At 61.4% G+C, this 23,671-nt stretch carries 21 protein-coding genes and 1 pseudogene; 9 read left to right on the top strand and 13 right to left on the bottom strand.

Annotated features, from left to right (window positions below):
- The first annotated feature begins 11 nt into the window (after positions 1-11).
- The 5 genes from KCG87_RS12910 (at position 12) to KCG87_RS12890 (ending at position 5,446) form a co-directional block, all read left to right on the top strand.
- Complete coding sequence (locus KCG87_RS12910) at positions 12-548, top strand: spore coat U domain-containing protein (RefSeq protein WP_027614606.1); 537 nt, start codon at positions 12-14, stop codon at positions 546-548.
- Positions 549-552: 4 nt separating this feature from the next.
- Positions 553-1,053 (top strand): spore coat U domain-containing protein, encoded by a 501-nt coding sequence (locus tag KCG87_RS12905; protein WP_134785971.1) that lies wholly within the window; start codon positions 553-555, stop codon positions 1,051-1,053.
- A gap of 34 nt (positions 1,054-1,087) precedes the next feature.
- Positions 1,088-1,876, top strand: coding sequence for a molecular chaperone (locus KCG87_RS12900; RefSeq protein ID WP_210557617.1), 789 nt, complete (start codon positions 1,088-1,090; stop codon positions 1,874-1,876).
- Positions 1,877-2,120: 244 nt separating this feature from the next.
- Entirely contained in the window at positions 2,121-4,478 is a 2,358-nt protein-coding gene (locus KCG87_RS12895; protein WP_210557618.1) for a fimbria/pilus outer membrane usher protein, read from the top strand.
- Positions 4,475-5,446 (top strand): spore coat U domain-containing protein, encoded by a 972-nt coding sequence (locus tag KCG87_RS12890; protein WP_098968113.1) that lies wholly within the window; start codon positions 4,475-4,477, stop codon positions 5,444-5,446. Before KCG87_RS12895 ends, KCG87_RS12890 begins: the two co-directional genes overlap by 4 nt.
- Before the next feature lie 22 nt (positions 5,447-5,468).
- Here the strand turns inward: KCG87_RS12890 and KCG87_RS27610 are convergent.
- From KCG87_RS27610 to KCG87_RS12880, 3 genes and pseudogenes are all read right to left on the bottom strand, one after another.
- A pseudogene (locus KCG87_RS27610) lies at positions 5,469-5,579 on the bottom strand (metal ABC transporter ATP-binding protein); the annotation flags it as partial.
- Complete coding sequence (locus KCG87_RS12885) at positions 5,573-6,328, bottom strand: anti-sigma factor (RefSeq protein WP_210557619.1); 756 nt, start codon at positions 6,326-6,328, stop codon at positions 5,573-5,575. The pseudogene KCG87_RS27610 and the gene KCG87_RS12885, both read right to left, overlap by 7 nt.
- Positions 6,325-6,831, bottom strand: coding sequence for a sigma-70 family RNA polymerase sigma factor (locus KCG87_RS12880; RefSeq protein ID WP_047597521.1), 507 nt, complete (start codon positions 6,829-6,831; stop codon positions 6,325-6,327). The genes KCG87_RS12885 and KCG87_RS12880 overlap by 4 nt, the downstream gene beginning before the upstream one ends.
- A gap of 157 nt (positions 6,832-6,988) precedes the next feature.
- On the opposite strand from KCG87_RS12880, the gene KCG87_RS12875 reads away from it, so the two are divergent.
- Entirely contained in the window at positions 6,989-8,083 is a 1,095-nt protein-coding gene (locus tag KCG87_RS12875; RefSeq protein ID WP_210557620.1) for a catalase family peroxidase, read from the top strand.
- Entirely contained in the window at positions 8,080-8,625 is a 546-nt protein-coding gene (locus tag KCG87_RS12870) for a cytochrome b (protein WP_027614614.1), read from the top strand. Before KCG87_RS12875 ends, KCG87_RS12870 begins: the two co-directional genes overlap by 4 nt.
- On the opposite strand, the gene KCG87_RS12865 is transcribed toward KCG87_RS12870, so the two are convergent.
- The 3 genes from KCG87_RS12865 to KCG87_RS12855 form a co-directional block, all read right to left on the bottom strand.
- Entirely contained in the window at positions 8,622-9,821 is a 1,200-nt protein-coding gene (locus tag KCG87_RS12865) for an MFS transporter (RefSeq protein ID WP_210557622.1), read from the bottom strand. The genes KCG87_RS12870 and KCG87_RS12865 overlap by 4 nt on opposite strands.
- A gap of 149 nt (positions 9,822-9,970) precedes the next feature.
- Positions 9,971-11,122: a M14-type cytosolic carboxypeptidase gene (locus KCG87_RS12860; protein ID WP_210557624.1), complete on the bottom strand. Its 1,152-nt coding sequence runs from the start codon at positions 11,120-11,122 to the stop codon at positions 9,971-9,973.
- 481 nt (positions 11,123-11,603) lie between these two features.
- A complete protein-coding gene (locus KCG87_RS12855; RefSeq protein ID WP_003223691.1) occupies positions 11,604-11,942 on the bottom strand; it encodes a DUF3077 domain-containing protein in 339 nt (112 codons plus the stop codon).
- 131 nt (positions 11,943-12,073) lie between these two features.
- On the opposite strand from KCG87_RS12855, the gene KCG87_RS12850 reads away from it, so the two are divergent.
- On the top strand, positions 12,074-12,733 hold the full coding sequence (locus KCG87_RS12850) for an XRE family transcriptional regulator (protein ID WP_027614618.1): 660 nt from the start codon (positions 12,074-12,076) through the stop codon (positions 12,731-12,733).
- A 39-nt stretch (positions 12,734-12,772) separates the two neighbouring features.
- On the opposite strand, the gene KCG87_RS12845 is transcribed toward KCG87_RS12850, so the two are convergent.
- From KCG87_RS12845 to KCG87_RS12830, 4 genes are all read right to left on the bottom strand, one after another.
- Entirely contained in the window at positions 12,773-14,722 is a 1,950-nt protein-coding gene (locus tag KCG87_RS12845; RefSeq protein ID WP_210557626.1) for an acetyl/propionyl/methylcrotonyl-CoA carboxylase subunit alpha, read from the bottom strand.
- A complete protein-coding gene (locus tag KCG87_RS12840) occupies positions 14,722-15,537 on the bottom strand; it encodes a gamma-carboxygeranoyl-CoA hydratase (RefSeq protein WP_210557628.1) in 816 nt (271 codons plus the stop codon). The genes KCG87_RS12845 and KCG87_RS12840 overlap by 1 nt, the downstream gene beginning before the upstream one ends.
- Positions 15,538-15,656: 119 nt before the next feature.
- Positions 15,657-17,264 carry a carboxyl transferase domain-containing protein gene (locus tag KCG87_RS12835; RefSeq protein WP_210557630.1) on the bottom strand — a complete coding sequence of 536 codons (1,608 nt, stop codon included), beginning with the start codon at positions 17,262-17,264 and terminating at the stop codon, positions 15,657-15,659.
- Between the two features lie 12 nt (positions 17,265-17,276).
- Positions 17,277-18,440 carry an isovaleryl-CoA dehydrogenase gene (locus tag KCG87_RS12830; RefSeq protein ID WP_007961115.1) on the bottom strand — a complete coding sequence of 388 codons (1,164 nt, stop codon included), beginning with the start codon at positions 18,438-18,440 and terminating at the stop codon, positions 17,277-17,279.
- A 298-nt stretch (positions 18,441-18,738) separates the two neighbouring features.
- Here KCG87_RS12830 and KCG87_RS12825 point away from each other — a divergent pair, with 298 nt between their 5' ends.
- Complete coding sequence (locus KCG87_RS12825; RefSeq protein ID WP_210557632.1) at positions 18,739-20,436, top strand: AMP-binding protein; 1,698 nt, start codon at positions 18,739-18,741, stop codon at positions 20,434-20,436.
- A 666-nt stretch (positions 20,437-21,102) separates the two neighbouring features.
- Here the strand turns inward: KCG87_RS12825 and KCG87_RS12820 are convergent.
- The 3 genes from KCG87_RS12820 to KCG87_RS12810 form a co-directional block, all read right to left on the bottom strand.
- Complete coding sequence (locus KCG87_RS12820; protein WP_210557634.1) at positions 21,103-22,002, bottom strand: hydroxymethylglutaryl-CoA lyase; 900 nt, start codon at positions 22,000-22,002, stop codon at positions 21,103-21,105.
- Positions 22,003-22,145: 143 nt separating this feature from the next.
- Positions 22,146-22,544 (bottom strand): MerR family DNA-binding transcriptional regulator, encoded by a 399-nt coding sequence (locus tag KCG87_RS12815; protein ID WP_202369817.1) that lies wholly within the window; start codon positions 22,542-22,544, stop codon positions 22,146-22,148.
- Positions 22,545-22,722: 178 nt separating this feature from the next.
- On the bottom strand, positions 22,723-23,652 hold the full coding sequence (locus KCG87_RS12810) for a LysR family transcriptional regulator (protein ID WP_027614626.1): 930 nt from the start codon (positions 23,650-23,652) through the stop codon (positions 22,723-22,725).
- Positions 23,653-23,671 lie beyond the last annotated feature (19 nt).

Raw genomic sequence — 23,671 nt, 5'->3', positions numbered from 1 at the left:
GGACGGACACCATGCGCAAGTTTGCATCAAGGATAGGTTTGTCGTTGCTCGGCCTGACGCTGGTTTCCAGTGCCCACGCCGCCACCACGGTCACCGGCCAGATCACCGCCAGCCTGACCCTGATCAGCAGCTGTCAGGTCAACGGTGCCGGCGGTTCCACCGGGCTGAACTTCGGTGCGCTGAACTTCGGCACCGCCAACAGTCTGTTCACCACCGCGAGCGGGCAGGTACTGGGCGGTGGCGGCGGGGCGCTGTCGATTCTCTGCTCCAGCGGCACGACCCCGGTGGTCAAAGTGCGCGCCGGTGCTCACGACGGACAGTCGCCGGGCGGCGCTCGTGCGTTGTATGACGGTGTCGCCAACTACGTGCCGTACGACTTCTACACCGATGCCGGGCATTCGCAGCTGCTGCCGATCGACGGCACGATCAATCTGGCGACCAGCACTGGCGTGGCGCAGACGGTGAATATCTACGGTCAGGCGGTGGGCAAGGCCGGGCTGCCGGCAGGGACTTACACCGACACCGTCGCTGTTGAACTGACGTTCTGATGCCATGCGCCGCCAAGGCTGTGCCGCGCTGCTCCTGCTCTGTGCGGGCAGTGTGCCGCTGCCGCTGGGGGCGGCGACCAGCCAGAGCTTTCAGGTCAGCGCGACCATCACGCCGGGGTGTCTGGTAGTCGGCGGGGTGTCGAATTACGGCGGACTGAATTTCGGTTCGAGTTCGGCCCTCGCGACCGGCACGGTGCAAGTGGCATTGACCGGCGGCGTGCAGTTGCAATGCACGCCGGGGGTGGCAGTGAACATGACGGTCGATGGCGGCCAGTACAACAGCAGCGGTCGCCACATGCAGATCAACAGCGGCAGTGCGCGGGTGGCGTATGCGCTGTTCCGCGATGCGGCTTACAGCCAGAGCCTGGGCATCGGCCAGAGCGTGGCGGTGGCCTATAGCGATGCGAACAACATCAGCCTGCCGATTTACGGTCAGGTGCAATTGCCGGGCAATCAGCCCGGGGGGACGTACAGCGACGTGTTGCAGGTGCAGCTGTCGTGGTAAAGCGAAATTTGAATGGCCGACAAGGAGCAGGTTCATGGGGGCAGTTACGTCTGGGCATTCGTTGTTGCAGGGCGCGTTGCTGGCACTGGTCATGCTCGGGGCCGGCCATGCGCAGGCCGCCAGTTCGGTGTTGATCTGGCCGATCGATCCGGTGCTGGAGGCCGATCAACAGGCCAGTGCGCTATGGCTGGAAAACCGTGGCACGGAAACCGCCAACCTGCAGATCCGCGTGTTCGGCTGGAGCCAGAGCGGCTTTGAGGAGCAATACCAGAACCAGCGCGACGTGATCGGCAGCCCACCGGTGGCGAAGATCGAACCGGGGCAGAAGCAACTGGTGCGCCTGACCCGGACCAAGGATGTGCCACCGGGGCAGGAACTGGCCTACCGGATCATCATCGACGAAATCCCTTCCGCCCAGCCGCCGGCTGCCGAGGGCGGCAAAACCGCGGCCGCGATCCGCTTTCAGATGCGCTATTCGGTGCCGTTGTTTGCCTACGGCGCGGGGCTGTGGAGCAAGGAAGACAGCACCCGCCCGCGTGACCCCAAAGGTATCGGTGTGCCGCAGCTGAGCTGGCGCACGGTGGCGGTGGACGGTCGACCGTATATCGAAGTGCGCAATCAGGGCGCGGTGCATGCGCGGCTGACCGACGTGGCGATCAAACAGGGTGGACAGAGCAAGCCATTAGCCGAGGGGTTGCTGGGTTATGTGCTGCCGGGCGCGGTGATGCGCTGGCCGGCACCTGGGGCGTTGGCGAGTGAGTCGGCGTTGCAAGTGCGAGTCAATGGCGGGGTCCAGGTGCAGAGCATTGCGCCGGGACGCTGAAAAGGGAGCCATGCCGAGTGGACTTTTGTGGCGAGGGAGCTTGCTCCCGCTGGGTTGCGAAGCCGCCCCAAGCCATGTCAGGCAGTCCGCTTAAACAATTCTGACGACGGCTGCGCCGCCGAGCGGGAGCAAGCTCCCTCGCCACAATGAATGCATCGTGTCGTCAAAATTCCACAGAAAGATATCTGGCTTTGGCAAGAGTGGCATCAGGAGGATCGAGTCCATTGACGGACGTAAAGCGTGTATGAGCCCGGGATGGGCTCGTCGTATTCAGCGTCCGTTGTGGCTCATGACCGGCGCGTGGTGCCTGATGTTCGTGCAACCATCCCAGGCCGGCGAACTGCCGCCACCGCCCAGCGGCATGGAGGCCGTGAGTGATGCACAGTTGTTTCTGGAGTTGGTGGTCAATCAGATGAACACCGGGCGGGTGGTGGCGGTGCAGCAACGTGACGGGCATCTGTTTTTGCCGGCCAGCGTATTGGCTGAAACCGGGATGAAACTGCCGGGCAATCCTGGTGCTGAAGTTGATCTCGACGGCCTGCCTGGACTGCACAGCGAATACGACAGTGTCGGCCAGCGCCTGCTGCTGGTGGTGCCACCGCAGTGGCTGCCGGATCAGTTCATCGGTAATCGCGAGAACTATCCGCGCACCCCGGCGCTGAGCAGTTTCGGCGCGTTGTTCAACTATGACCTGTACCTCAACGACACCGACGATGCCGGCACTTATCTGGCGGCGTGGAACGAGGTGCGGCTGTTCGATAGCTGGGGCACGTTGTCCAACACCGGGCAGTACCGGCGTACCTTGTCCGGCGATTCGGTCAGCACACTGGGCAACGGCTACCTGCGCTACGACACCACCTGGCGTTACTCCGACGACGAGCGAATGCTCACCTACGAGGGCGGGGACGTGATCAGCGACGCCTTGCCGTGGAGCAACTCGGTGCGTCTGGGCGGTGTGCAGTTCTCGCGGGACTTTGCCGTGCGTCCGGATCTGGTCACCTATCCGTTGCCGCAGTTCGCCGGTGAGGCCGCTGTGCCGTCGTCGGTGGATCTGTTCATCAACGGCTACAAGTCGAGCAGCACCGACCTGCAACCGGGTCCGTATACCCTGACCAACATTCCTTTCATCAACGGCGCCGGTGAGGCCGTGGTGGTGACCACCGATGCGCTGGGGCGGCAGGTGTCGACCACGGTGCCGTTCTATGTCACCAGCAGTCTGCTGCAAAAAGGCCTGAGTGATTTCTCGGTGGCGGCCGGTACGTTGCGCCGCGATTACGGTTTGAAGGACTTCAGCTATGGCCCTGGCATGACCTCCGGCAGCCTGCGCTACGGTGTCAGCGACAGCTTCACCCTGGAAAGCCACGCCGAAGCGGCTGACTCGCTGACCCTCGGCGGGATCGGCGGCAATTGGCGTCTGGGCAATTTCGGCGTACTCAACAGCGCCATCAGTCAGAGCCGATTCGACGGCGACGGCGGCGAGCAGGTGAGTCTCGGTTATCAGTACAGCAGCCAGCGCTACAGTTTTTCCTGGCAGCGCCTGCAACGCCGCGATCAGTACGCCGACCTCAGCGTGATCGACAGCCCTTACATCAGCCTCAGCCGGCGCAGCGAGCAAGCGACCCTGAGCGTCAACCTCGAGCGCTGGGGCAGCCTCGGTGCCGGTTATTTCGATGTGCGCGCGGCGGACGATTCGCGCACGCGTCTGCTCAACCTGAGCTGGAGCAAACCGCTATGGCGCAACAGCAGCTTCTATCTGTCGGCCAACCGCGAGATCGGCGACAGCAACTGGGCAGTGCAGGCGCAACTGGTGATCCCGTTCGATCTGCGCGGCAGCCTGGCGATCAGTAGCGAGCGCAGTAAGACCGGGCAGAGTCAGCAGCGGGTCAATTACAGCCGCTCGGTGCCGACCGAGGGCGGGGTGGGTTTCAATCTGGGTTACGCCAAGGGTGATGGTCCCAATTATCGTCAGGCTGATGTGACCTGGCGTCTGCAATCGGTGCAGTTGCAGGCCGGGGTTTACGGCACCTCAGACGCCGAGACCCGTTGGGCCGATGCCAGTGGCTCGCTGGTGTGGATGGACCGCCAGGTGTTCGCCGCCAATCGCATCGACGACGCGTTTGTGGTGGTCAGCACCGACGGTTTCGCCGACATTCCGGTGCGCTACGAAAACCAGCAGGTCGGTCAAACCGATAAAAACGGCCACTTGCTGGTGCCGTGGAGCAGCGCTTACTACCGCGGCAAATACGAAATCGATCCGCTGAATCTGCCGGCCAACGTGCGCAGCCCCAACGTCGAACAACGCATCGCCGTGCGCCGTGGCAGCGGCTATTTGCTGGAGTTTCCTCTGACCCGGGTGATCGCCGCGAGCATCGTGCTGGTAGATGCGCAGCAACGCGAACTGCCATTGGGCGCCGGCGTGCTGCACGAGCAGAGTGGGGCGCGCACGGTGGTCGGCTGGGACGGGCTGGTCTATTTGGAAAACCTGCAGGCGCAGAACTCGTTGCAGGTGACGCTGGCCGACGGCAAAACCTGCAAGACGCAATTCGAAGTGGATATGCGGCAAAGCCAGGTGCCGCTGATCGGCCCGTTGGTGTGCCAATGAGCGCGGCGCGGATCTGCCTGTGTCTGGCGTTGCTGCTGCCGGGGATGGCGCAGGCCTTGTGTTCGGTGGTCAGCACCACGCCGGCGGCGTTCGGTTCGATCAGCTCGATTGCCGTGCGCACCACGACGCAGCCCAGTTCCACGCTCAATGCCGGGTTGAGTTGTACCGGTTCGCTGTTGTCATTGCTGACCAGCAACGACCATTTCTACGCCACCATTACCTCGACCCAGAGCGGCTTGCTCGGGCCGACCGGTGACGTCATCGGCTACACGATCTATGCCAACAACAGCACCAGCTACCCGGTCACCCGTGGCACCGCCTTCGACTTCGCCCGCAACGGCATCATCGATGCTTTGGGGCTGCTCAACGGCACCACCCCGAAAACCGTGCCGCTGTACTTGGGCACGACCATTGGCAGTAACGTCGCCGCCGGGGTTTATACGGAAACCCTGAGCATTTTCTGGAACTGGAATTACTGCTCCGGGATCGGTATCGGCAGTGTTTGTCTGGGGCGCGACATCAATAGCGGTACCGCGACGTTGACGGTGAACCTGACCGTGTCCAACGACTGCACGATTACTGCGCCGAACATTGCCTTTGGCAGTGCACCGGTAATCAGTGCCTTTACCCCGGTGACCGGGCAGACCATCAATCTGGCCTGCACCAAGGGCAGTGCTTACACCGTCGGTTTGAGCGACGGACAGAACCCGGTCAGTGTCGGCGGTCGGCGGCGGATGATTTCCGGAAGTAATTATCTGGCCTACGACATCTTCAAAAGCGCCGGGACTACTCGTTGGGGCAGTGTCGGCAGCGCGCGCCGGTCGAGCACCGATGCCGAGGTGAATCCGGGGAATGGCTTGGGTACCGGAAGTCAGATCTTCAACTACAACGCGAAGATCTACACCGATCAGACCACGCCGCCGGCGGGGACGTACCTGGACAATGTGGTGCTCGATGTAGGGTTCTGACTCATACGATGAGCCCCTGTAGGAGCGGGCTTGCTCGCGAATACGGTGTGTCATTCAACAATGATGGTGGCTGATCTACCGCTTTCGCGAGCAAGCCCGCTCCCACAGGGGGGATTTGCGCAGTTTTCACAATGGCAGTGACTGCCTCAATTGCTGCACCGCCGGCGAATCCGTCGGGCTGACCATCGCATAGTTGTACCCGCCACCGGACCAGTAATCGGCCTGCAGATCGCCGTCGCTGCGACTGCCGCGTGGCAGGAAGGTGTTTTCAGGTCCCGGTGGTCGCACATAGAAACTGACCTTGTGGCCGCTGCGATCCTCATACACCACCATCGCCGCCGGGCCTTCATCGGTGCTGAGCAGGCGGCCACTGACCGGTTCGAAACCGGCGGATTTCAGATCCGGCAAGCGACTGGCCTGGGTGAAATAACGGTCGAGCCAATGCTGCATGTCGCCGTCAGTGTCGACCTTGTAGTCCGCCGGTAATATCCCTTGCTGGGCGATCAAACGATAGGCCTGCAAGGCATCGGTCATCGGTAGTGGGGATGAGCGCACCAGGGTCATTTCCCGCGCCTGCCAGCCACTGAAACCGCCGATGCCGACCGCGATCAGCAACACCGCCGCGCTGGCCAGATGACGTCGCGACTGACGCTTGAGGCGCTGGCGAATCAGCGTGGGATCGAGTTCCGGATTGGCCGGTTGCTGCAAGGCACCGCCCAGGGCTGCGCGCAACAACTGGGCGTCGTGCTGCCAGGCGCGCACCTGCGCGGCGGCTTCCGGGTGAGTGGTCAGCCAGGTGTCGACCAGACGCCGGTCGGCCTCGTTGAGTTGATGGTCGACGTACGCGTGCAGGTCACGCTCACTGGGAGGCATGCTGATCATTTGAGTATCCGCAAAGAAGGGCTGCTGATTTCGCCGTCGCTGAGCTGGCGCAAGGCCTGGCGGGCGCGGGACAGGCGCGACATCACCGTGCCGGTGGGGACGTCGAGGATGTCCGCGACTTCCTTGTAGCTCAGGCCTTCGACCGAGACCATCAGCAACAGCGCGCGTTGTTCGGTGGGCAGGCGATCGAAGGCTTGCAGGGTCGATTGGGCGATCACGGTGCGCTCGACCGAGGGTTCGGCGTCGTCGCGACCGGTGAAGAATTCGAGCATCCGCGCATAACGACGCGAGCGCCGATGGGCGTCGAGAAATTGCCGATAGAGAATCGCGAACAGCCACGCGCGCACATCACCCTCGGCGCGTTTCGCACCCCAGCCGGACAGGGCCCGCTCGAGGCTGGCCTGCACCAGATCGTCGGCGCTACTGCTGTTGCGGGTCAATGACACGGCAAAGCGGCGCAATCTGGGAATGATTTCTCTCAACTGTTCGTCGAATTCGCTCATGAATTTCTGCTAGTCACTACGCTGTGGACTAGGGAGACGTCTGCCGTTCGAGGTTATTCCACGTTCGGAAAAATAAATACCGGGCCATGGAATAAATCCCGCTGGGGTGCGTCTTGCTGATTCTTCCTACTTGTGGCCGATGGCCCTGGAGTTATTCATGGTTGATCGCACTTCACCGCCGGGCAGGCCGTCGCGCCCGCCCTTGAGTGCCGCGAGCACAGTGTTGCGCCTGACGGCGATTGCCGTGGTGGTTGCCGCTGTCGCCGGGGCGTTTGCCTACGTGCACGGTAATCTTGATCCACAACGTCTGACGCCCAAGGCGCTGGTCGATGTGCTGGAGAAAAACAACGGCGTGCACCCCGGGTTCCGGCGCAACCACGCCAAGGGCGTGTGCGTAATCGGGCATTTCGAGAGCAGTGGCGAGGCGCGAGCGTTCTCTTCCGCGCAGGTGTTCAACGAGGCGCAGACGCCGGTTGTCGGGCGTTTCGCATTGCCGGCGGGCAATCCCTACGCCCCGGACAGCAGTGTGCCGATCCGCAGTCTGGCGCTGCGTTTTACCCAGGCCAACGGTCAGCAATGGCGCACCGGGATGAACAGCATGCCGGTGTTCCCGGTTGGCACTCCCGAGGCGTTCTATCAATTGCAGCAGGCGCAGTCGCCGGACCCGGCCACGGGCAAACCGGATCCGTCGAAAGTGCCGGCATTCTTCGCCGCCCACCCGGAAGCCGTGCCGTTTCTGACGTGGGTGAAGACCGCCAAACCGTCGGCCAGCTATGCCACTGAAACCTACAACAGCGTGAATGCGTTCTATCTGGTCAACGCCAGTGGGCAGAAGCAGGCGGTGCGCTGGAGTCTCACGCCACTGGCGCGCGATGCCGCCGGAGCCTCGGCGCCGGAGGGGGCGGATTTTCTCGAGAAGGATCTGGTGCAGCGTCTGGCCGAAGGGCCGTTGCGCTGGCAGCTGAATATCACCCTGGCCAACCCCGGTGATCCGGTGAACGATGCCAGCAAAACCTGGCCCGAGGGCCGCAAGGTGATCAACGCCGGCACGCTGGTGCTGGAGAAGACTCAGCCGCAGCTCAGCGGCGAATGCCGCGACATCAACTACGATCCGCTGGTGCTGCCAGCCGGGATCGAAGGCTCCGACGACCCGCTGCTCGCGGCGCGTTCCGCCGGTTACGCCGATTCCTATCTACGGCGAACCAGTGAAGTCAGCCAATTGCCCGCCGCCAGACAGGAGGCTCGCCCATGAGCACGCAACCGACTCATTTCGCGCTGTTGGCGCGGCTGCTGCACTGGCTGATGGCGCTGATGATCATCGCCATGTTGTTCATTGGCGCCGGCATGGTCACTTCGGTTTCACAGCGGCATGAATGGCTGATTCATCTGCACAAACCGCTGGGGATTGCGATTCTGCTGCTGGTGGTCGTGCGTCTGTTGGTGCGGTTTTCCACTCGACAGCCGCCGCTGCCGGCCGATCTGCCGGGCTGGCAGGTGATGGCGGCCAAGGCTTCGCATGTGTTGTTGTACGCGTTGATGCTGGTGCTGCCGCTGCTCGGTTGGGCGATGATCAGTGCGTCCGGGGAGCCGGTGATGCTCAGCAATACCTTGCAGTTGCCGTCGATCCTGCCGGCCGATGCGCAAGTGTTTGCCCTGCTGCGCAAGGCGCATGGCTATCTGGCGTACCTGTTGTTCCTCACCGTGCTGTTGCACCTGGCAGCGGCGCTGTTCCATGGTTGGGTGCGCCGCGACGAGGTGCTCGACAGCATGTTGCGCGGTCGCGATCGCGATTAACCCGCTTGTGTGGCGCACCGCTGCGGTGCGCCACTTCTCAGGGTCAGCCACCAATAACCCAGCGCCAATGCGTTGATAACGGCGCCAAGCAGACATACGCCGGTCCAGCCGGCCCAGGCGTACATCGCCGTCGAGGTAATCGAACCCAATGCACTGCCGATCGAATAGAACAGCATGTAGCCGGCGGTGAGGCGGCTTTGCGCTTCGGGGCGGACGCTGTAGATCATGCTCTGGCTGGTGACGTGTACGGCCTGCAAGCCCAGATCGAGGGTGATCACGCCGAGCAACAGCGCCCACAGCGAGGACTGGGTGAGGGCGATCGGCAGCCACGAGGCGAACATCAGCAGCAGCGACAGACCGCTGACCCATTGGCCCAGACCGCGATCAGCCAGATGTCCGGCGCGCGCGGCGGCGAGTGCACCGGCGGCGCCGGCCAACCCGAACAGGCCGATTTCACTGTGCGATAGCGACAGTGGCGGGGCAGCCAGCGGCAGCACCATCGGCGTCCACAGCACCATGGCGCTGGCGAAGGTCAGCAGCGCGAGAATCGCCCGTTGCCGCAGCACCGGCTCTTGCCCGAACAGGCTGAACACCGATGCGATCAGCGCGCCGTAACGGCTTGCGGGCTGCGCGGCTTCATTCTTGGGCAAGACGCGCAACAGCAGCAGTGCCATCAGCAGCGTCAGCCCCGCCGACAGCAGATAGATCGCGCGCCAACCGGCCAGATCAGCCATGACCCCGGCAATCGTGCGCGCGAGCAGAATGCCGACGACGATGCCGCTGGTGACGACGCCGACCACCCGGCCGCGTTGCGCCGGGACGGCCAATGTCGCGGCGTACGCCACCAGCACTTGCGTCACCACCGCGAGCAAACCGGTCAGGGTCATGCCGAGCAGCAACCACACACTGTTGGGCGCCAGCGCGATCATCAACAGCGCGGCGGCCGAGAGCAGGGTCTGGGTGACGATCAGCCGCCGACGGTTGAGCAGGTCGCCAAGTGGCACCAGCAACACCAGACCGATGCCATAGCCGATCTGCGTCAGGGTAATGACGATGCCGATGGTTGCCGGTGACATGGCGAAGGCATCGGCCATGGCGTCCAGCAGCGGCTGCGCGTAATACACGTTGCCCACCGCCAGTCCGCAGGCGACGGCAAACAGCAGCACCACGCTGCTTTTGAGAGGTTGAGGTTGCATGCCCTGATTCCTTTTTGGGTTTCAAATTAAAACCATAATCAAGGTAGGCACTCTGGTTTTAATTTGCAACCTTGTTGGTCATGGCGTGTGATTGCGCAAAAAAAAGATCGCAGGCATAGCTGCGATCTTTGGGTAGAGCGGGGGAAGGATCAGCGCAGAGTGTCGATCATGTCTGCGATCGTGGTCAGCACGTCCTTGCCCAACTGTTTCGAGCGCTTGCCCGACCAGCCCGTTTCTTTGTTCGGATGGTCATCGTGATCCTTGAACGGCATTTCCAGGGTCAGCGACAGGCAATCGTATTTCTGGCCGACCGCGTTGCAGGCCAGGGTCATGTTGGCCTGGCCCGGTTCGTCGCGGGTGTAGCCATATTTGGTCTGGAAGTCTTTCGTGGTGTGCTTGAGGTGCGTGCGGAAATGCTCTTCGAGCTTCTCGATGCGCGGTGTGTAACCCGGGTTGCCTTCACAACCGGCGGTGAACACGTGGGGAATTTCTTCATCACCGTGTACGTCGAGGAATAGATCGACGCCGTACTTTTCCATCTGCTGTTGTACGAAAAGTACCTCGGGGCTGACTTCCTGACTGGCGCTCTGCCAGGCGCGGTTCAGGTCCTGGCCCATGGCGTTGGTACGCAGATGGCCGTGGAAGGCGCCGTCCGGGTTCATGTTCGGCACCAGATACAGATCCGCGCTGGCCAGCAGCTTGTTCAACACCGGGTCGTCGTGGCGTTCCAGGCGTTCGATCACACCCTCCATGAACCATTCGGCCATGTGCTCACCCGGGTGCTGTTGCGCGATGATCCAGATTTTGCGCTGGCCTTCGGCGCCCCTGCCCTTGCGCAGCAGTTGAATGTCACGACCTTCGACGCTTTTGCCGGTAGCCAGCAACTCGGTGCCGGCCTTGCTCAGCGCCTGCTCGATCAGCCAGTCGTGACGACCGCGGCTGTAGGGTTCGAAGTAGGCGAACCAAGCGTGAGTCTGCTCGGCTTCGAGGCAAAAGCGCAGGCTGTCGCCTTCGAAACTGGTAGGAATACGAAACCAATTCACATGGTCGTAGGACGCAACAGCCTGATAGCCAGTCCAGGCCTTGTTGTAAGAGGATTGACTGGCGTTGACCAGGCGAAACCAGTGTTCCTGATGAACATGCAGGCCGCTGGCCTTGAAGTGGAACCACTGAAAATGCGCGCTGCGGGTATCCGGGCGAATGGCCAGAACCGGGTTGAGCGGGTTGGAGATGTCGATGACTTGGATGTTGCCGCTGTCGAAGTTGGCGCTGATGTCGAACGAAGATTTGGCCACGGTCATAATCGGTTCCTGAATATGATTTTTATGGCGGCTACTTTACACGCAAGACTGGGGTGAAACCGAGGGAAATTGCGGGTTGCGGTGGGGGGCGTCTTCCGTGACGCGCAAGCAGCTTAGAGACTGTGCGATTGATTCTCAAGTGCTAATTGTCATTAGTTTGCCCCAATCGGGCCGGGCTTTGCTTGCCAAGCGATATTCTTTTGATATTATCCGCGCCATCGAATTTGCAGCACCCAAAGACTTCATTAGCCTGAAGCCATAAGCCCGAAAAACGGGCAAAAAAAGACCCGGCAAAAAGCCGGGTCAAAAACCGTGATTAGCCTGATGAGGAGATAGTCCAGAAGACCGACCTAAGGTCTCTGGTCCATCGACTGATCTCGCGACCAGCTGCCTGCAATAATAATCATTATCATTTGCAAGTCAAATGTTTTTATCTGCGCGATTGGAAAACTCTTTCCTGTCCGTCCGCTTCCCGTGTCCGTTAGAGCTGTTCGCCATCAATTGAATGGTCGACCATCGCTCGCGCCATATCCACCATATGCACCACCGAAAATGCCAGGTCGCGGCTTGCACCCTGCAGGTTTTCGGCTGCCTTGAAGGCGGTGGCGGCTGCGCAGCGCAACAGATCCGACGCGTGCACGAGGGCCTCTTCGCCGCTGAGATGGCGTTTCACATCAAAAAAACGTTCATCTACCTCGGGTTCTGAAACAGCTGGTTTCAAGTAATAGTCCAGTGCTCGCTGCGCTGCTGCATTGCCTTGAGGGGAGGTGAACGTGGTGTCCATTTGCAGATCGGGCAAGTCTTTGCTGCTGATATTCATGGTGAAGGGTCACTCCTTGTTCGATTGAAAGTCCGTGCTTCCAGCATAGTACGATACGTAGTTGTGACCAGAATTTAAATACTACAATATGTGTTTTGCCGGCCGAAGGCGGGGCAAGTAAGGTGCCGCACATGGATAAATGGATTGAGTTGGTCAAGGCCAAAATGAGTGAACTCAAAATCACTCAAACAGAGCTCGGAGAGCGCGTCGGCATGTCCCAGGGCGGGATCGGCCATTGGCTGAACAAACGTCGCGAGCCGGGTATTACGGAAATGAACCGCGTATTGCAAGCGCTGGGCATGGACTTCCTGGAAGTGGTGCTGGTGATTCGCGAGCCGCAGGAGACCGACGATGACGAGATGCCGCTGGCGCAGAAGTACAACCCGTATTTCCGCTATCCGGTCAGCGATTGGCACACGCCGTGCGAATCGCGTGAGAGTGCAACCGCCGCTTACGCCCCGTCACATGACAAGCAGCGCTTCGAACTGACGGACTATCACGCCCGTGGCGCAGCGTTCTGGCTGACCGTGACGGGAAACTCGATGACCGCACCTTCCGGCCAGAGCATCGCCGAAGGCATGCTGATCCTGGTGGATCCGGAGGTGGAGGCGCTGCCCGGCAAGCTGGTGATCGCCCAGTGGCAGGGCTGCGATGAAGCGATCTTTCGCAAGCTCGACGAAGAGGGCGGCCAGCGTTATCTGGTACCGCTCAATCCGACCTGGCCCAAAGCCCTGTTCACCGATGAGTGTCGAATCATCGGCGTGGTGGTTCAGGCCACGGCGCGTTTCTAGTCAGATCGATCCTCGCTCGGCGTAGGATCGATCTCCCATTTACTCGGCTTCCAGTTCCACCAAAGCGCTGCCTTCGCCGACCATTTCGCCTTCCTGGCAATACAGCGCTTTGATCACTCCCGCATGGGGCGCGCGAATGCTGTGCTCCATCTTCATCGCCTCCAGCACCACCAGTTGCGCACCGGCCTCGACCGATTGCCCGGCCTCCACCAACACCCGCACGATGCTGCCGTTCATAGGCGCAGTCAGACCGCCCTGATGGCTGTGGCTGGCGTCGACGGCGCTGATTGGGTCATACGCCTGAATGCGCCGCAACTCGCCGTCCCATTGCAGGTACAGCGAATCGCCCTGGCGAATTGCCCGCAGGACACGGCGTACGCCATCGTGCTCGACCACCAGTGCTTCACCGGACAGTGTGGCGTTGCCTGAGCTATTCAGCGTCAGCGCCCGATCCTGGCCCTCGCAGCTCAAATGCAAAGTGACTTCTGCCGGCAGACCGGCGCGCAAACCACTGTTCAAGGCCCACGGCGACTCCGGATCATCCGCCCGAACAGTACCCGGCAAACTCTGCGCGAAAGCCTGCGCTGCCGTATTCCAGAACCCATCACTCAGTTCACCCGGAGCCGGCAGCAGCGTTTCCTGATAACGCGGAATAAACCCGGTATCCAGCTCCGCAGCGGCGAACGCCGAATGCGTGATGATCCGCCGCAAAAAGTTGATGTTGGTCTTCAAGCCGCCAATCGCGAACTCATCAAGCATGCTCAACAGCCGTAGGCGCGCCTGCTCGCGATCCTCGCCCCAGGCAATCAGCTTGCCGAGCATCGGGTCGTAGAATGGCGAAATCTCGTCACCTTCTTCAACCCCGCTATCAACCCGCCGCCCCGGCCCTGCAGCCGATTCGCGGTAAAGCTCCAGACGCCCGGTGGCGGGCAGGAAATCATTCGATGGATCCTCTGCATACAGCCGCACTTCAATCGCATGGCCATTGAGCGGCACCTGATCCTGCGTGATCGGCAACGCTTCACCACGCGCCACACGAATCTGCCACGCCACCAGATCGAGGCCAGTGATCGCTTCGGTGACCGGGTGCTCGACCTGCAGGCGCGTGTTCATCTCCATGAAGAAGAATTCGCCACGCGCATCGAGCAGAAACTCGACGGTGCCGGCACCGACGTAACCGATCGCCTGCGCCGAACGCACAGCCGCTTCGCCCATGGCCCGGCGCAGCTCCGGAGTCAGGCCCGGGGCCGGGGCTTCTTCGACGACCTTCTGGTGCCGGCGCTGGATCGAGCAATCACGCTCGTTGAGGTACAGGCAGTTGCCATGCTGATCGGCGAACACCTGAATTTCCACATGGCGTGGTTTGAGCAAGTATTTCTCCACCAGCATCCGCGAATCGCCGAACGACGACTGCGCCTCACGCTGCGCCGAGGCCAGCGCTTCGGCCAGTTGACTGACGTCCTCGACCACTTTCATGCCTTTGCCGCCGCCACCGGCCGTGGCCTTGAGCAGCACCGGATAGCCAATGCGTGCGCAGGCATCGCGGAAGGTTTCGAGATCCTGCGCCTCGCCGTGATAGCCCGGCACCAGCGGCACACCGGCGGTTTCCATCAGCGCCTTGGCTGCGGATTTGCTGCCCATCGCGTCGATGGCCGAGGCGGGCGGGCCGAGGAAAATCAGCCCGGCCGCTTCGATGGCACGAGCGAACCCGGCGTTTTCCGACAGGAAGCCGTACCCCGGGTGAATCGCCTGCGCGCCGCTGGCCTTGGCCGCCGCGATCAGCTTGTCGATTTGCAGATAACTGTCGGCGGCTTTGCTGCCGCCGAGATCAACGCGGATATCCGCTTCGCGGCTGTGCCGCGCTTCGCGGTCGGTGGCGCTGTGCACGGCGACGGTGGTCAGGCCCAGGGCCTTGGCGGTACGCATGACCCGGCAAGCGATTTCGCCACGGTTGGCCACCAGCAGGGTGGTGAGAACAGGTGCGCTCATCAACGCGGCTCCTTGGGGGTGGTTGCGGCTTGCCAGCTAGGTGCACGTTTTTGCAGAAAGGCGCGCAAGCCTTCCTGGCCTTCAGGGCTGACGCGGATTCGGGCGATGGCGTTTTCGGTGTAGCGGCGCAGCGCCGGGGTCAGTGCGCCGTTGCCGACTTCGCGCAACAAATCTTTGCTGGCGCGCATCGCGGCAGGGCTGTTGAGCAGCAGGTTGTCGATCCATTGTTCGACGGCTTGATCAAGCTCGGCAGCCGGATAGCTCTCGGACAACAAGCCGATTTCCCGCGCACGCTGCCCACCGAAGCGCTCGGCAGTCAGCGCATAACGACGCGCCGCGCGTTCGCCGATGGTCTGCACCACGAACGGACTGATCACCGCCGGCGCCAGACCAATGCGCACTTCCGACAGACAGAATTGCGCATCGTCAGCGCCGATCGCCATGTCGCAGCAACTGATCAGCCCCAGCGCACCGCCGAACGCCGCACCCTGCACCACCGCCAGGGTCGGGATTTTCAGCTTGGCGAGGTTGTACATCAGCTCCGCCAGCTCGCGGGCATCGTCCAGGTTGGTGTGGTAATCGAGTTCGGCCGATTGCTGCATCCACGCCAGATCGGCGCCGGCGCTGAAATGCTTGCCACGCCCGCGCACCAACAGGAAACGCAGGCTGGCGTCGCTGGCAACCTTGTCCAGTGCGAGGATCAGTTCGCGGATCATTTCGGCGTTGAACGCGTTGTTCTTTTCCGCACGATTGAGCCACAGGGTGGCGAAACCCCTTGGGTCGCTCTGCAGTTCGAGGGTGTTGAAGTCGCTCATATTCTTCCGTCTCCACGGTTTCTGTGGGAGCGGGCTTGCTCGCGAAGACGGTCTGTCAGTTGCGGATACGTCGACTGATACACCGCTTTCGCGAGCAAGCCCGCTCCCACAAAAAAGCATCACATCCGGAACACGCCGAAGCGGCTCGGTTCGATAGGCGCGTTCAACGACGCGGACAAGGCCAGGGCCAGCACATCGCGGGTCTGCGCCGGGTCGATGACGCCGTCGTCCCACAGCCGTGCGCTGGAGTAGTAGGGGTGACCCTGCTCTTCGTACTGGTCGAGGATCGGTTGCTTGATCTCGGCTTCCTGCGCGGCGCTGAAGGTCTGGCCGCTGCGTTCGGCCTGCTCGCGCTTGACTTGCACCAACACGCCCGCAGCCTGCTCTGCGCCCATCACGCCGATGCGCGCATTCGGCCACATCCACAGGAAACGCGGATCGTAAGCGCGCCCGCACATGCCGTAGTTACCGGCGCCGAAGCTACCGCCGATGATCACGGTGAATTTCGGCACTTTGGCGCAGGCCACGGCGGTCACCAGTTTCGCGCCGTGCTTGGCGATGCCGCCGGCCTCGTATTTCTGGCCGACCATGAACCCGGTGATGTTCTGCAGGAACAGCAGCGGAATGCCGCGCTGGCAGGCCAGCTCGATGAAGTGCGCGCCTTTTTGCGCGGCTTCGGCGAAGAGGATGCCGTTGTTGGCGAGGATCGCGATCGGGTAGCCATGCAGGTGCGCAAAACCGCAGACCAGCGTGGTGCCGAACAGCGCCTTGAATTCATCGAACACCGAACCGTCGACCAGCCGCGCAATCACTTCGCGCACGTCGAATGGCTGTTTGGCGTCGGCCGAAACCACGCCATATAACTCGTCGCTGGCGTACAGCGGCGCAATCGGCGTGCGCTGCTGCACTTCGCCGAGCTTGCGCCAGTTGAGGTTGGCGACGCTGCGGCGGGCGAGGGCGAGGGCGTGTTCGTCGCTCTCGGCGTAATGGTCGGCCACGCCGGAAATCTTGCAGTGCACGTCGGCACCGCCGAGGTCTTCTGCGCTGACCACTTCACCGGTCGCGGCTTTCACCAGCGGTGGGCCGGCGAGGAAGATCGTCGCCTGATTGCGCACCATGATTGCTTCGTCCGCCATCGCCGGCACATAGGCACCGCCTGCGGTGCAGGAGCCCATGACCACGGCGATCTGCGGAATGCCCATCGCGCTCATGTTGGCCTGGTTGAAGAAGATCCGGCCAAAGTGCTCGCGATCCGGGAACACTTCGTCCTGACGCGGCAGATTGGCGCCGCCCGAGTCCACCAGATAGATGCACGGCAGGCGGTTCTGCTGGGCGATGGTCTGCGCGCGCAGGTGTTTTTTCACGGTCAGCGGGTAGTACGAGCCACCTTTCACCGTCGCGTCGTTGGCGACGATCATGCACTCGACGCCTTCGACCCGGCCGATCCCGGCAATCACCCCGGCGGCTGGCACGTCTTCGCCGTACACGGCGTGGGCGGCGAGCTGGCTGATCTCGAGAAACGGCGAGCCCGGATCGAGCAGGCGGTTGATGCGTTCGCGCGGCAGCAACTTGCCCCGCGAGGTGTGACGTTCCTGGGCTTTCGCGCCGCCGCCCAGCGCCACTTGGGCGAGCAGGGTGTGCAGCGCGTCCACCTGTTCAAGCATCGCCGCGCTGTTGGCGGCGAACTCCGCTGAGCGGGGGTTGAGCTGGGTATGCAGGATAGCCATGTGCAGCTCCGTTTAGCGGGTTTCGTTGAACAGTTCGCGGCCGATCAGCATGCGCCGGATCTCACTGGTGCCGGCGCCGATTTCGTACAGCTTGGCGTCACGCAGCAGACGTCCGGCCGGGAATTCGTTGATGTAGCCGTTGCCGCCAAGAATCTGGATCGCGTCGAGGGCCATTTGCGTGGCGCGCTCGGCGGTGTAGAGGATCACCCCGGCGGCGTCCTTGCGCGTGGTTTCGCCACGCTCGCAGGCCTGAGCGACTGCATACAGGTAGGCGCGGCTGGCGTTGAGCTGGGTGTACATGTCGGCGACTTTGCCCTGGATCAGCTGGAATTCGCCGATGCTCTGGCCGAACTGCTTGCGATCGTGGATGTACGGCACGATCAGATCCATGCACGACTGCATGATCCCGGTCGGACCGCCGGACAGCACCACGCGTTCATAATCGAGACCACTCATCAGCACTTTCACGCCGCCATTGAGCACGCCGAGGATATTTTCTTCTGGCACTTCGACGTCATCGAAGAACAGCTCGCAGGTGTTGGAACCGCGCATGCCGAGCTTGTCGAACTTGTTGCTGCGGCTGAAGCCTTTCCAGTCGCGCTCGACGATGAACGCGGTGATGCCGTGCGGGCCTTTTTCCAGGTCGGTCTTGGCGTAGATCACGTAGGTGTTGGCGTCGGGGCCGTTGGTGATCCAGGTCTTGCTGCCATTGAGCACGAAGCGGTCGCCGCGTTTGTCGGCGCGCAGTTTCATCGAAACCACGTCGGAACCGGCGTTCGGCTCGCTCATGGCGAGTGCACCAACGTGTTCGCCGCTGATCAGCTTCGGCAGGTATTTGGATTTCTGTTCGTGGTTGCCGTTGCGGTTGATCTGGTTGACGCAGAGATTGGAGTGCGCGCCGTAGGACAGCGCCACGGAAGCCGAGCCGCGGCTGATTTCTTCCATCGCCACCACGTGCGCCAGGTAACCCAGGCCCGCGCCGCCGTACTCTTCCGGCACGGTGATGCCGAGCAGGCCCATGTCACCGAATTTGCGCCACATGTCGGCCGGGAACAGGTTGTCGCGGTCGATCTGCGCGGCGCGTGGGGCGATCTGATCGGCGACGAAGGACTGAACCTGATCGCGCAGCATGTCGATGGTTTCACCGAGGGCGAAGTTCAGGGATGGGTAGCTCATGGGTCACCTTTTGGCTTTTTTGTAGGGTGGGGAGGGCGGTCGAACGGCTCTCACCTTTACGTTAACGTAAGCCTGTGACGAATGGCTGTCAATCACCCTTTACGTTAACGTCAACATAGGCGAGAGTAGGACCAGTTCAGGATTGAAGCGGAGTGCTTTTGGTGGGAGCGGGCTTGCTCGCGAATGCAGTGTGTCAGCCTATACATCTGGCGACTGATCCTCCCCATTCGCGAGCAAGCCCGCTCCCACCCGAAGCAAAATCCCGGTAAACCCACTAATAAAGACAATAGGGGTCATCATGGATCAACCCAGTGCAAACCCGCAGCGCAGCTATACCCGAGGCTCCCAGGAAAAAGCCTTGCTGGCGATGACCATCGGGCAGAAGTTCGATCAGACTGTTGCGCAACACCCACACGGCGAGGCGCTGGTCGTAAGGCATCAGCAGTTGCGTTATACCTGGCAGCAACTGGCCGATAGCGTCGACCTGCACGCCAGAGCCTTGCTGGCGCTGGGTTTGCAGGCGGGAGATCGGCTCGGTATCTGGGCGCCGAACTGTGCACAGTGGTGCATCACGCAAATCGCCACGGCGAAGCTCGGCGTGATCCTGGTCAACATCAACCCGGCCTACCGCAGCTCCGAACTGGAATACGTGCTCAAGCAGTCCGGTTGCCAGTGGCTGGTGTGCGCCGGCGCTTTCAAGTCCTCCAACTACCACGCCATGCTGCAAGGGCTGGTACCGGAACTCGCAGAGCAATCCATCGGCCATTTGTGCAGCGAACGTCTGGCGGATTTGCGCGGGGTGATCAGCCTCGACGCACAGCCACCGTCGGGCTTCCTGCCGTGGTCGCAACTGGCCGATCTGGCGAGCAGAGTTTCGCCCGAACAACTGCGTGAACGCAGCGACAGTCTGCACTTCGATCAACCGGTGAACATCCAGTACACCTCCGGCACCACCGGTTTCCCCAAGGGCGCGACCCTCAGTCACTACAACATCCTCAACAACGGTTACATGGTCGGCGAAAGCATCGGCCTGACCCCGAGCGACCGCCTGGTGATCCCCGTGCCGCTGTATCACTGCTTCGGCATGGTCATGGGCAACCTCGGCTGCATCACCCACGCCAGCACCATGATTTATCCCAACGACGCGTTCGACCCGCTGCTGACCCTGCAAACTGTCGCCGAAGAACAAGCCACCGGCCTGTACGGTGTGCCAACCATGTTCATCGCCATGCTCGATCAGCCGCAGCGGGCCGAGTTCGACTTGTCGACCCTGCGCACCGGGATCATGGCCGGCGCCACTTGCCCGATCGAGGTAATGCGCCGGGTCATCAGCGAGATGCACATGAGCGAAGTGCAGATTGCCTACGGCATGACCGAGACCAGTCCGGTGTCGCTGCAGACCGGGCCGAACGATGAGCTGGAACTGCGCGTCACCACCGTCGGCCGCACCCAGCCGCAACTGGAAAGCAAAATCATCGACGAGGCGGGCAACCTGGTGCCGCGCGGCACCATCGGTGAGCTGTGCACCCGCGGTTACAGTGTGATGCTCGGTTACTGGAGCAACCCGCAAGCCACGGCCGAAGCCATCGACGAGGCCGGCTGGATGCACACCGGCGATCTGGCGAGCATGAACGATGAGGGTTACGTGAACATCGCCGGGCGCAACAAGGACATGATCATCCGTGGTGGCGAGAACGTTTATCCGCGTGAGCTGGAAGAGTTTTTCTTCACCCACCCGGCGGTGGCGGACGTACAAGTGATCGGCATTCCGTGCTCGCGTTACGGCGAGGAGATTGTCGCCTGGATCAAATTCCATCCCGGCCACAGTGAGTCGGAACTGGAACTGCAAACCTGGTGCAAGGAGCGCATCGCCCACTTCAAGACGCCGCGTTACTTCAAGTTTGTGGAGGAGTTTCCGATGACGGTGACGGGCAAGATCCAGAAATTTCGGATGCGTGAGATCAGTATCGAGGAGCTCCGCGAAAAGCAGGCCTGACACAATCAAATGTGGGAGCGGGCTTGCTCGCGAATGCGGTGTATCAGATACAAATTTGTCGCCTGACACTCAGCATTCGCGAGCAAGCCCGCTCCCACAGGGAATCTGTGATGTTTTCAGGAATCACAGAAAGCACAAAGGGGAGCCGAAGCTCCCCTTTAATTTTGTCGTCGCGTGCTCTTTTTTATTATTGAGGGGCGGTCTGTTGTTGTTTTTGGCAACCGTGGCCCTTTACCGCTGTTTTTGGCGACCCCCATCCGGGGTCAAGAGCAAACGTATTTTTTTGAGCGCTGATCTGCTTTCTCGTTAAACGATCCAACCGATTCGGGAGCTACCTGAAGGTAGTTTTATTGTTCTCTGCCCGGTTGCGGGTCACTCCTGAGAGCACCCTGAAAAGCACACCTTCTCCAAAAAAATCTGTTAGCTGCGTCTCTGCCGTGTTGTTTTTGTTATGTCAGAGTCGGTACGTCTTATTTTTATTGGTTTGCTGCTTTTTATTCTTGTTATGCCATAGAGATAGCAGAAGCCGTGCCAACTTTTTAAATCCCTTGTAAATCAATGCCTTGAGATTTTTGAAGGATTTTTCCTTCAGGGCAAACCAGACAATTTGTTTCCGTGTTACTCGACTACGCCCACGTTTCGGACACAGCGGTAACACCTTCGCCCTCACTGGGCGTTACGGGCCTTGGCCACACGCGAACCGCTCGGGCGACCGAGCACCGCGCTGATCTGCTGACCCGCCGCAATCAGGGCGTCGAGGTCGATACCGGTCTCGATGCCCAGGCCGTTGAGCAGGTACACCACGTCTTCGGTGGCGACGTTACCGCTCGCGCCTTTGGCGTACGGGCAGCCGCCGAGGCCGGCGATAGAGCTGTCGAACACCGCGATGCCTTCCAGCAGGCTGGCATAGATGTTGGCCATCGCCTGGCCGTAGGTGTCGTGGAAGTGCCCGGCGAGTTTTTCCCGTGGCACTTGCGCCGACACCACTTCGAACAACCGCCGGGTCGCGCCGGCGGTGCCGGTGCCGATGGTGTCGCCGAGGGACACTTCGTAGCAGCCCATCGCAGACAACTCGCGGGCGACCATCGCCACTTGTTCCGGTGCGACCTCGCCTTCATAAGGGCAACCGAGCACGCAGGACACGTAACCGCGCACGGTAACGCCGTGCTGTTTCGCGGCCTCCATGATCGGTGCGAAGCGCGCCAGACTTTCGCTGATCGAGCAATTGATGTTGCGCTGCGAGAACGCCTCGGACGCCGCAGCGAACACCGCGACTTCTTTCACGCCGGCAGCCAGCGCATCTTCAAAACCGCGCAGGTTCGGCGCCAGTGCGCCGTAGGTCACGCCGGGTTTGCGCTGGATCTGCGCAAACACTTCGGCGGATCCGGCCATCTGCGGCACCCATTTCGGCGAGACAAAACTGCCGACTTCGATATAACCAAGGCCGGCGGCGCTCAGGGCGTCGACCAGTTGCACCTTGTCAGCCACGCTGATCGGTTGGGCTTCGTTCTGCAGGCCATCGCGCGGGCCGACTTCGATCAGGCGTACTTGGGAGGGGAGGGACATGGGTTGACCTGCTCTTCTGGATTCGAGGAGATCCCCTGTAGGAGTGAGCCTGCTCGCGATAGCGGTGAGTCAGTTAATATTTGCTCGACTGACACACCGCTATCGCGAGCAGGCTCACTCCTACAAGGAATTTGTGTTGTTTACTAGCTCGCCTGCTGACCCTTGAGTGTCTGCTCCAACGCTTGCACGCAGCGTTCTTCAGCGGTGTCGAGTTCCAGCTTCATCTGTTCGATGTCGAGCAACTGCTGCTCAAGCTGTTCGCGGCGCTCGCCGATTTTTGCCAGCATGCTGTTGAGCTGTTTGGTGTTACCGCTGGACGGGTCATAGAGCTCGATCAGCTCACGGCATTCGGCCAGGGAGAAACCGATGCGCTTGCCACGCAGGATCAGCTTCAGGCTGACCTTGTCGCGCGGCGAGTAGATGCGTTCCTGGCCACGACGCTCGGGGCTGAGCAGGCCTTGTTCTTCATAAAAGCGGATCGCCCGGGTGGTGATGTCCAGCTCGCGGGCGAGGTCGGAAATGCTGTAGGTCTGGCTGCTCATGAAAGCGCTCGGAAAAAGGTCTTGGCGCTAAGCTAATGGCGAGTTGACGTTTACGTCAAGAAGGATGATCTGCGGTGTTCTTGTGGGCCTCATCGCGAGCAGGCTCACTCCTACAATTGAAACGCGGTCGTATGTAGGAGTGAGCCTGCTCGCGATGCCAGCGACTCGGTGCAAAGACTTACACCTTGTCCAGCTTCTTCTCCTGCGCTGCCACCTGCTGGCACAACTCGATGATCTGCTCGCGCATCCAGCGATTGGCCGGGTCCTGGTCGGTGCTTTCATGCCAGTACAGGTGAGTCTCCAGCGGCGGCACGTCGTTGACCGGCAGGTTGAACGCATGCAAGTCATTACGCCGGGCAAAGCGCTCGGGCACCGTCATCACCATGTCGGTCTGCTGCATGACCTGCGACGCCATCAGATAATGCTGCGAGCGCAGGGCGATCTTGCGCTGAATGCCCATTTTGCCCAGCGCCAGATCCACATAGCCCAGCCCGCTGCGGCGACTGGAGATATGGATGTGGGTCAGCGACAGATAGTCATCCAGCGACAGTTTCTCCTTGCCCGCCAGCGGATGGCCCTTGCGCATCGCACAGACGTAACGGTCTTCCATCAGCTTGACGTGGCGCACCTGCGGGTCGGTGTTGAGCGGGGCATCGACGGCAAAATCCAGGCGTCCGGCCGCCAGTTCCTTGGTGGTCTCGCGGCGTTTCGACAGGAAACTTTCAATGATCACCGTCGGCGCCAGACGCCGCAAACGCTGGAACAGCGGCGGCAGAATCACTGCTTCAGTGAGGTCGGTCATGCTGATGCGATAAGTCTTCACCGCCTGCGCCGGGTTGAAAATCCGGCTCTCCTGGACCGACACCCGCAGCAGCGACAGCGCGTTGCGCACCGGGCCGATGATGTTCTGTGCCATCGGCGTCGGCACCATGCCCTGGGCGGTGCGCACGAACAGCGGATCGTTGAAGGTCTCGCGCAACCGCGCCAACGCGTTGGACACCGCCGGCTGGGTAATCCCGACAATCTGCCCGGCGCGGGTCAGGTTGGCTTCGGTGTAGATCGCGTCGAAGACGATGAAAAGGTTGAGGTCGACCTTACTCAGATTCATAACGCGGCTTCTCTTGTTC

The sequence above is a fragment of the Pseudomonas sp. MWU347 genome (assembly GCF_017947305.1).
GTDB lineage: Bacteria > Pseudomonadota > Gammaproteobacteria > Pseudomonadales > Pseudomonadaceae > Aquipseudomonas > Aquipseudomonas putida_A.
This window is presented reverse-complemented; position numbering and strand designations above follow the sequence as displayed.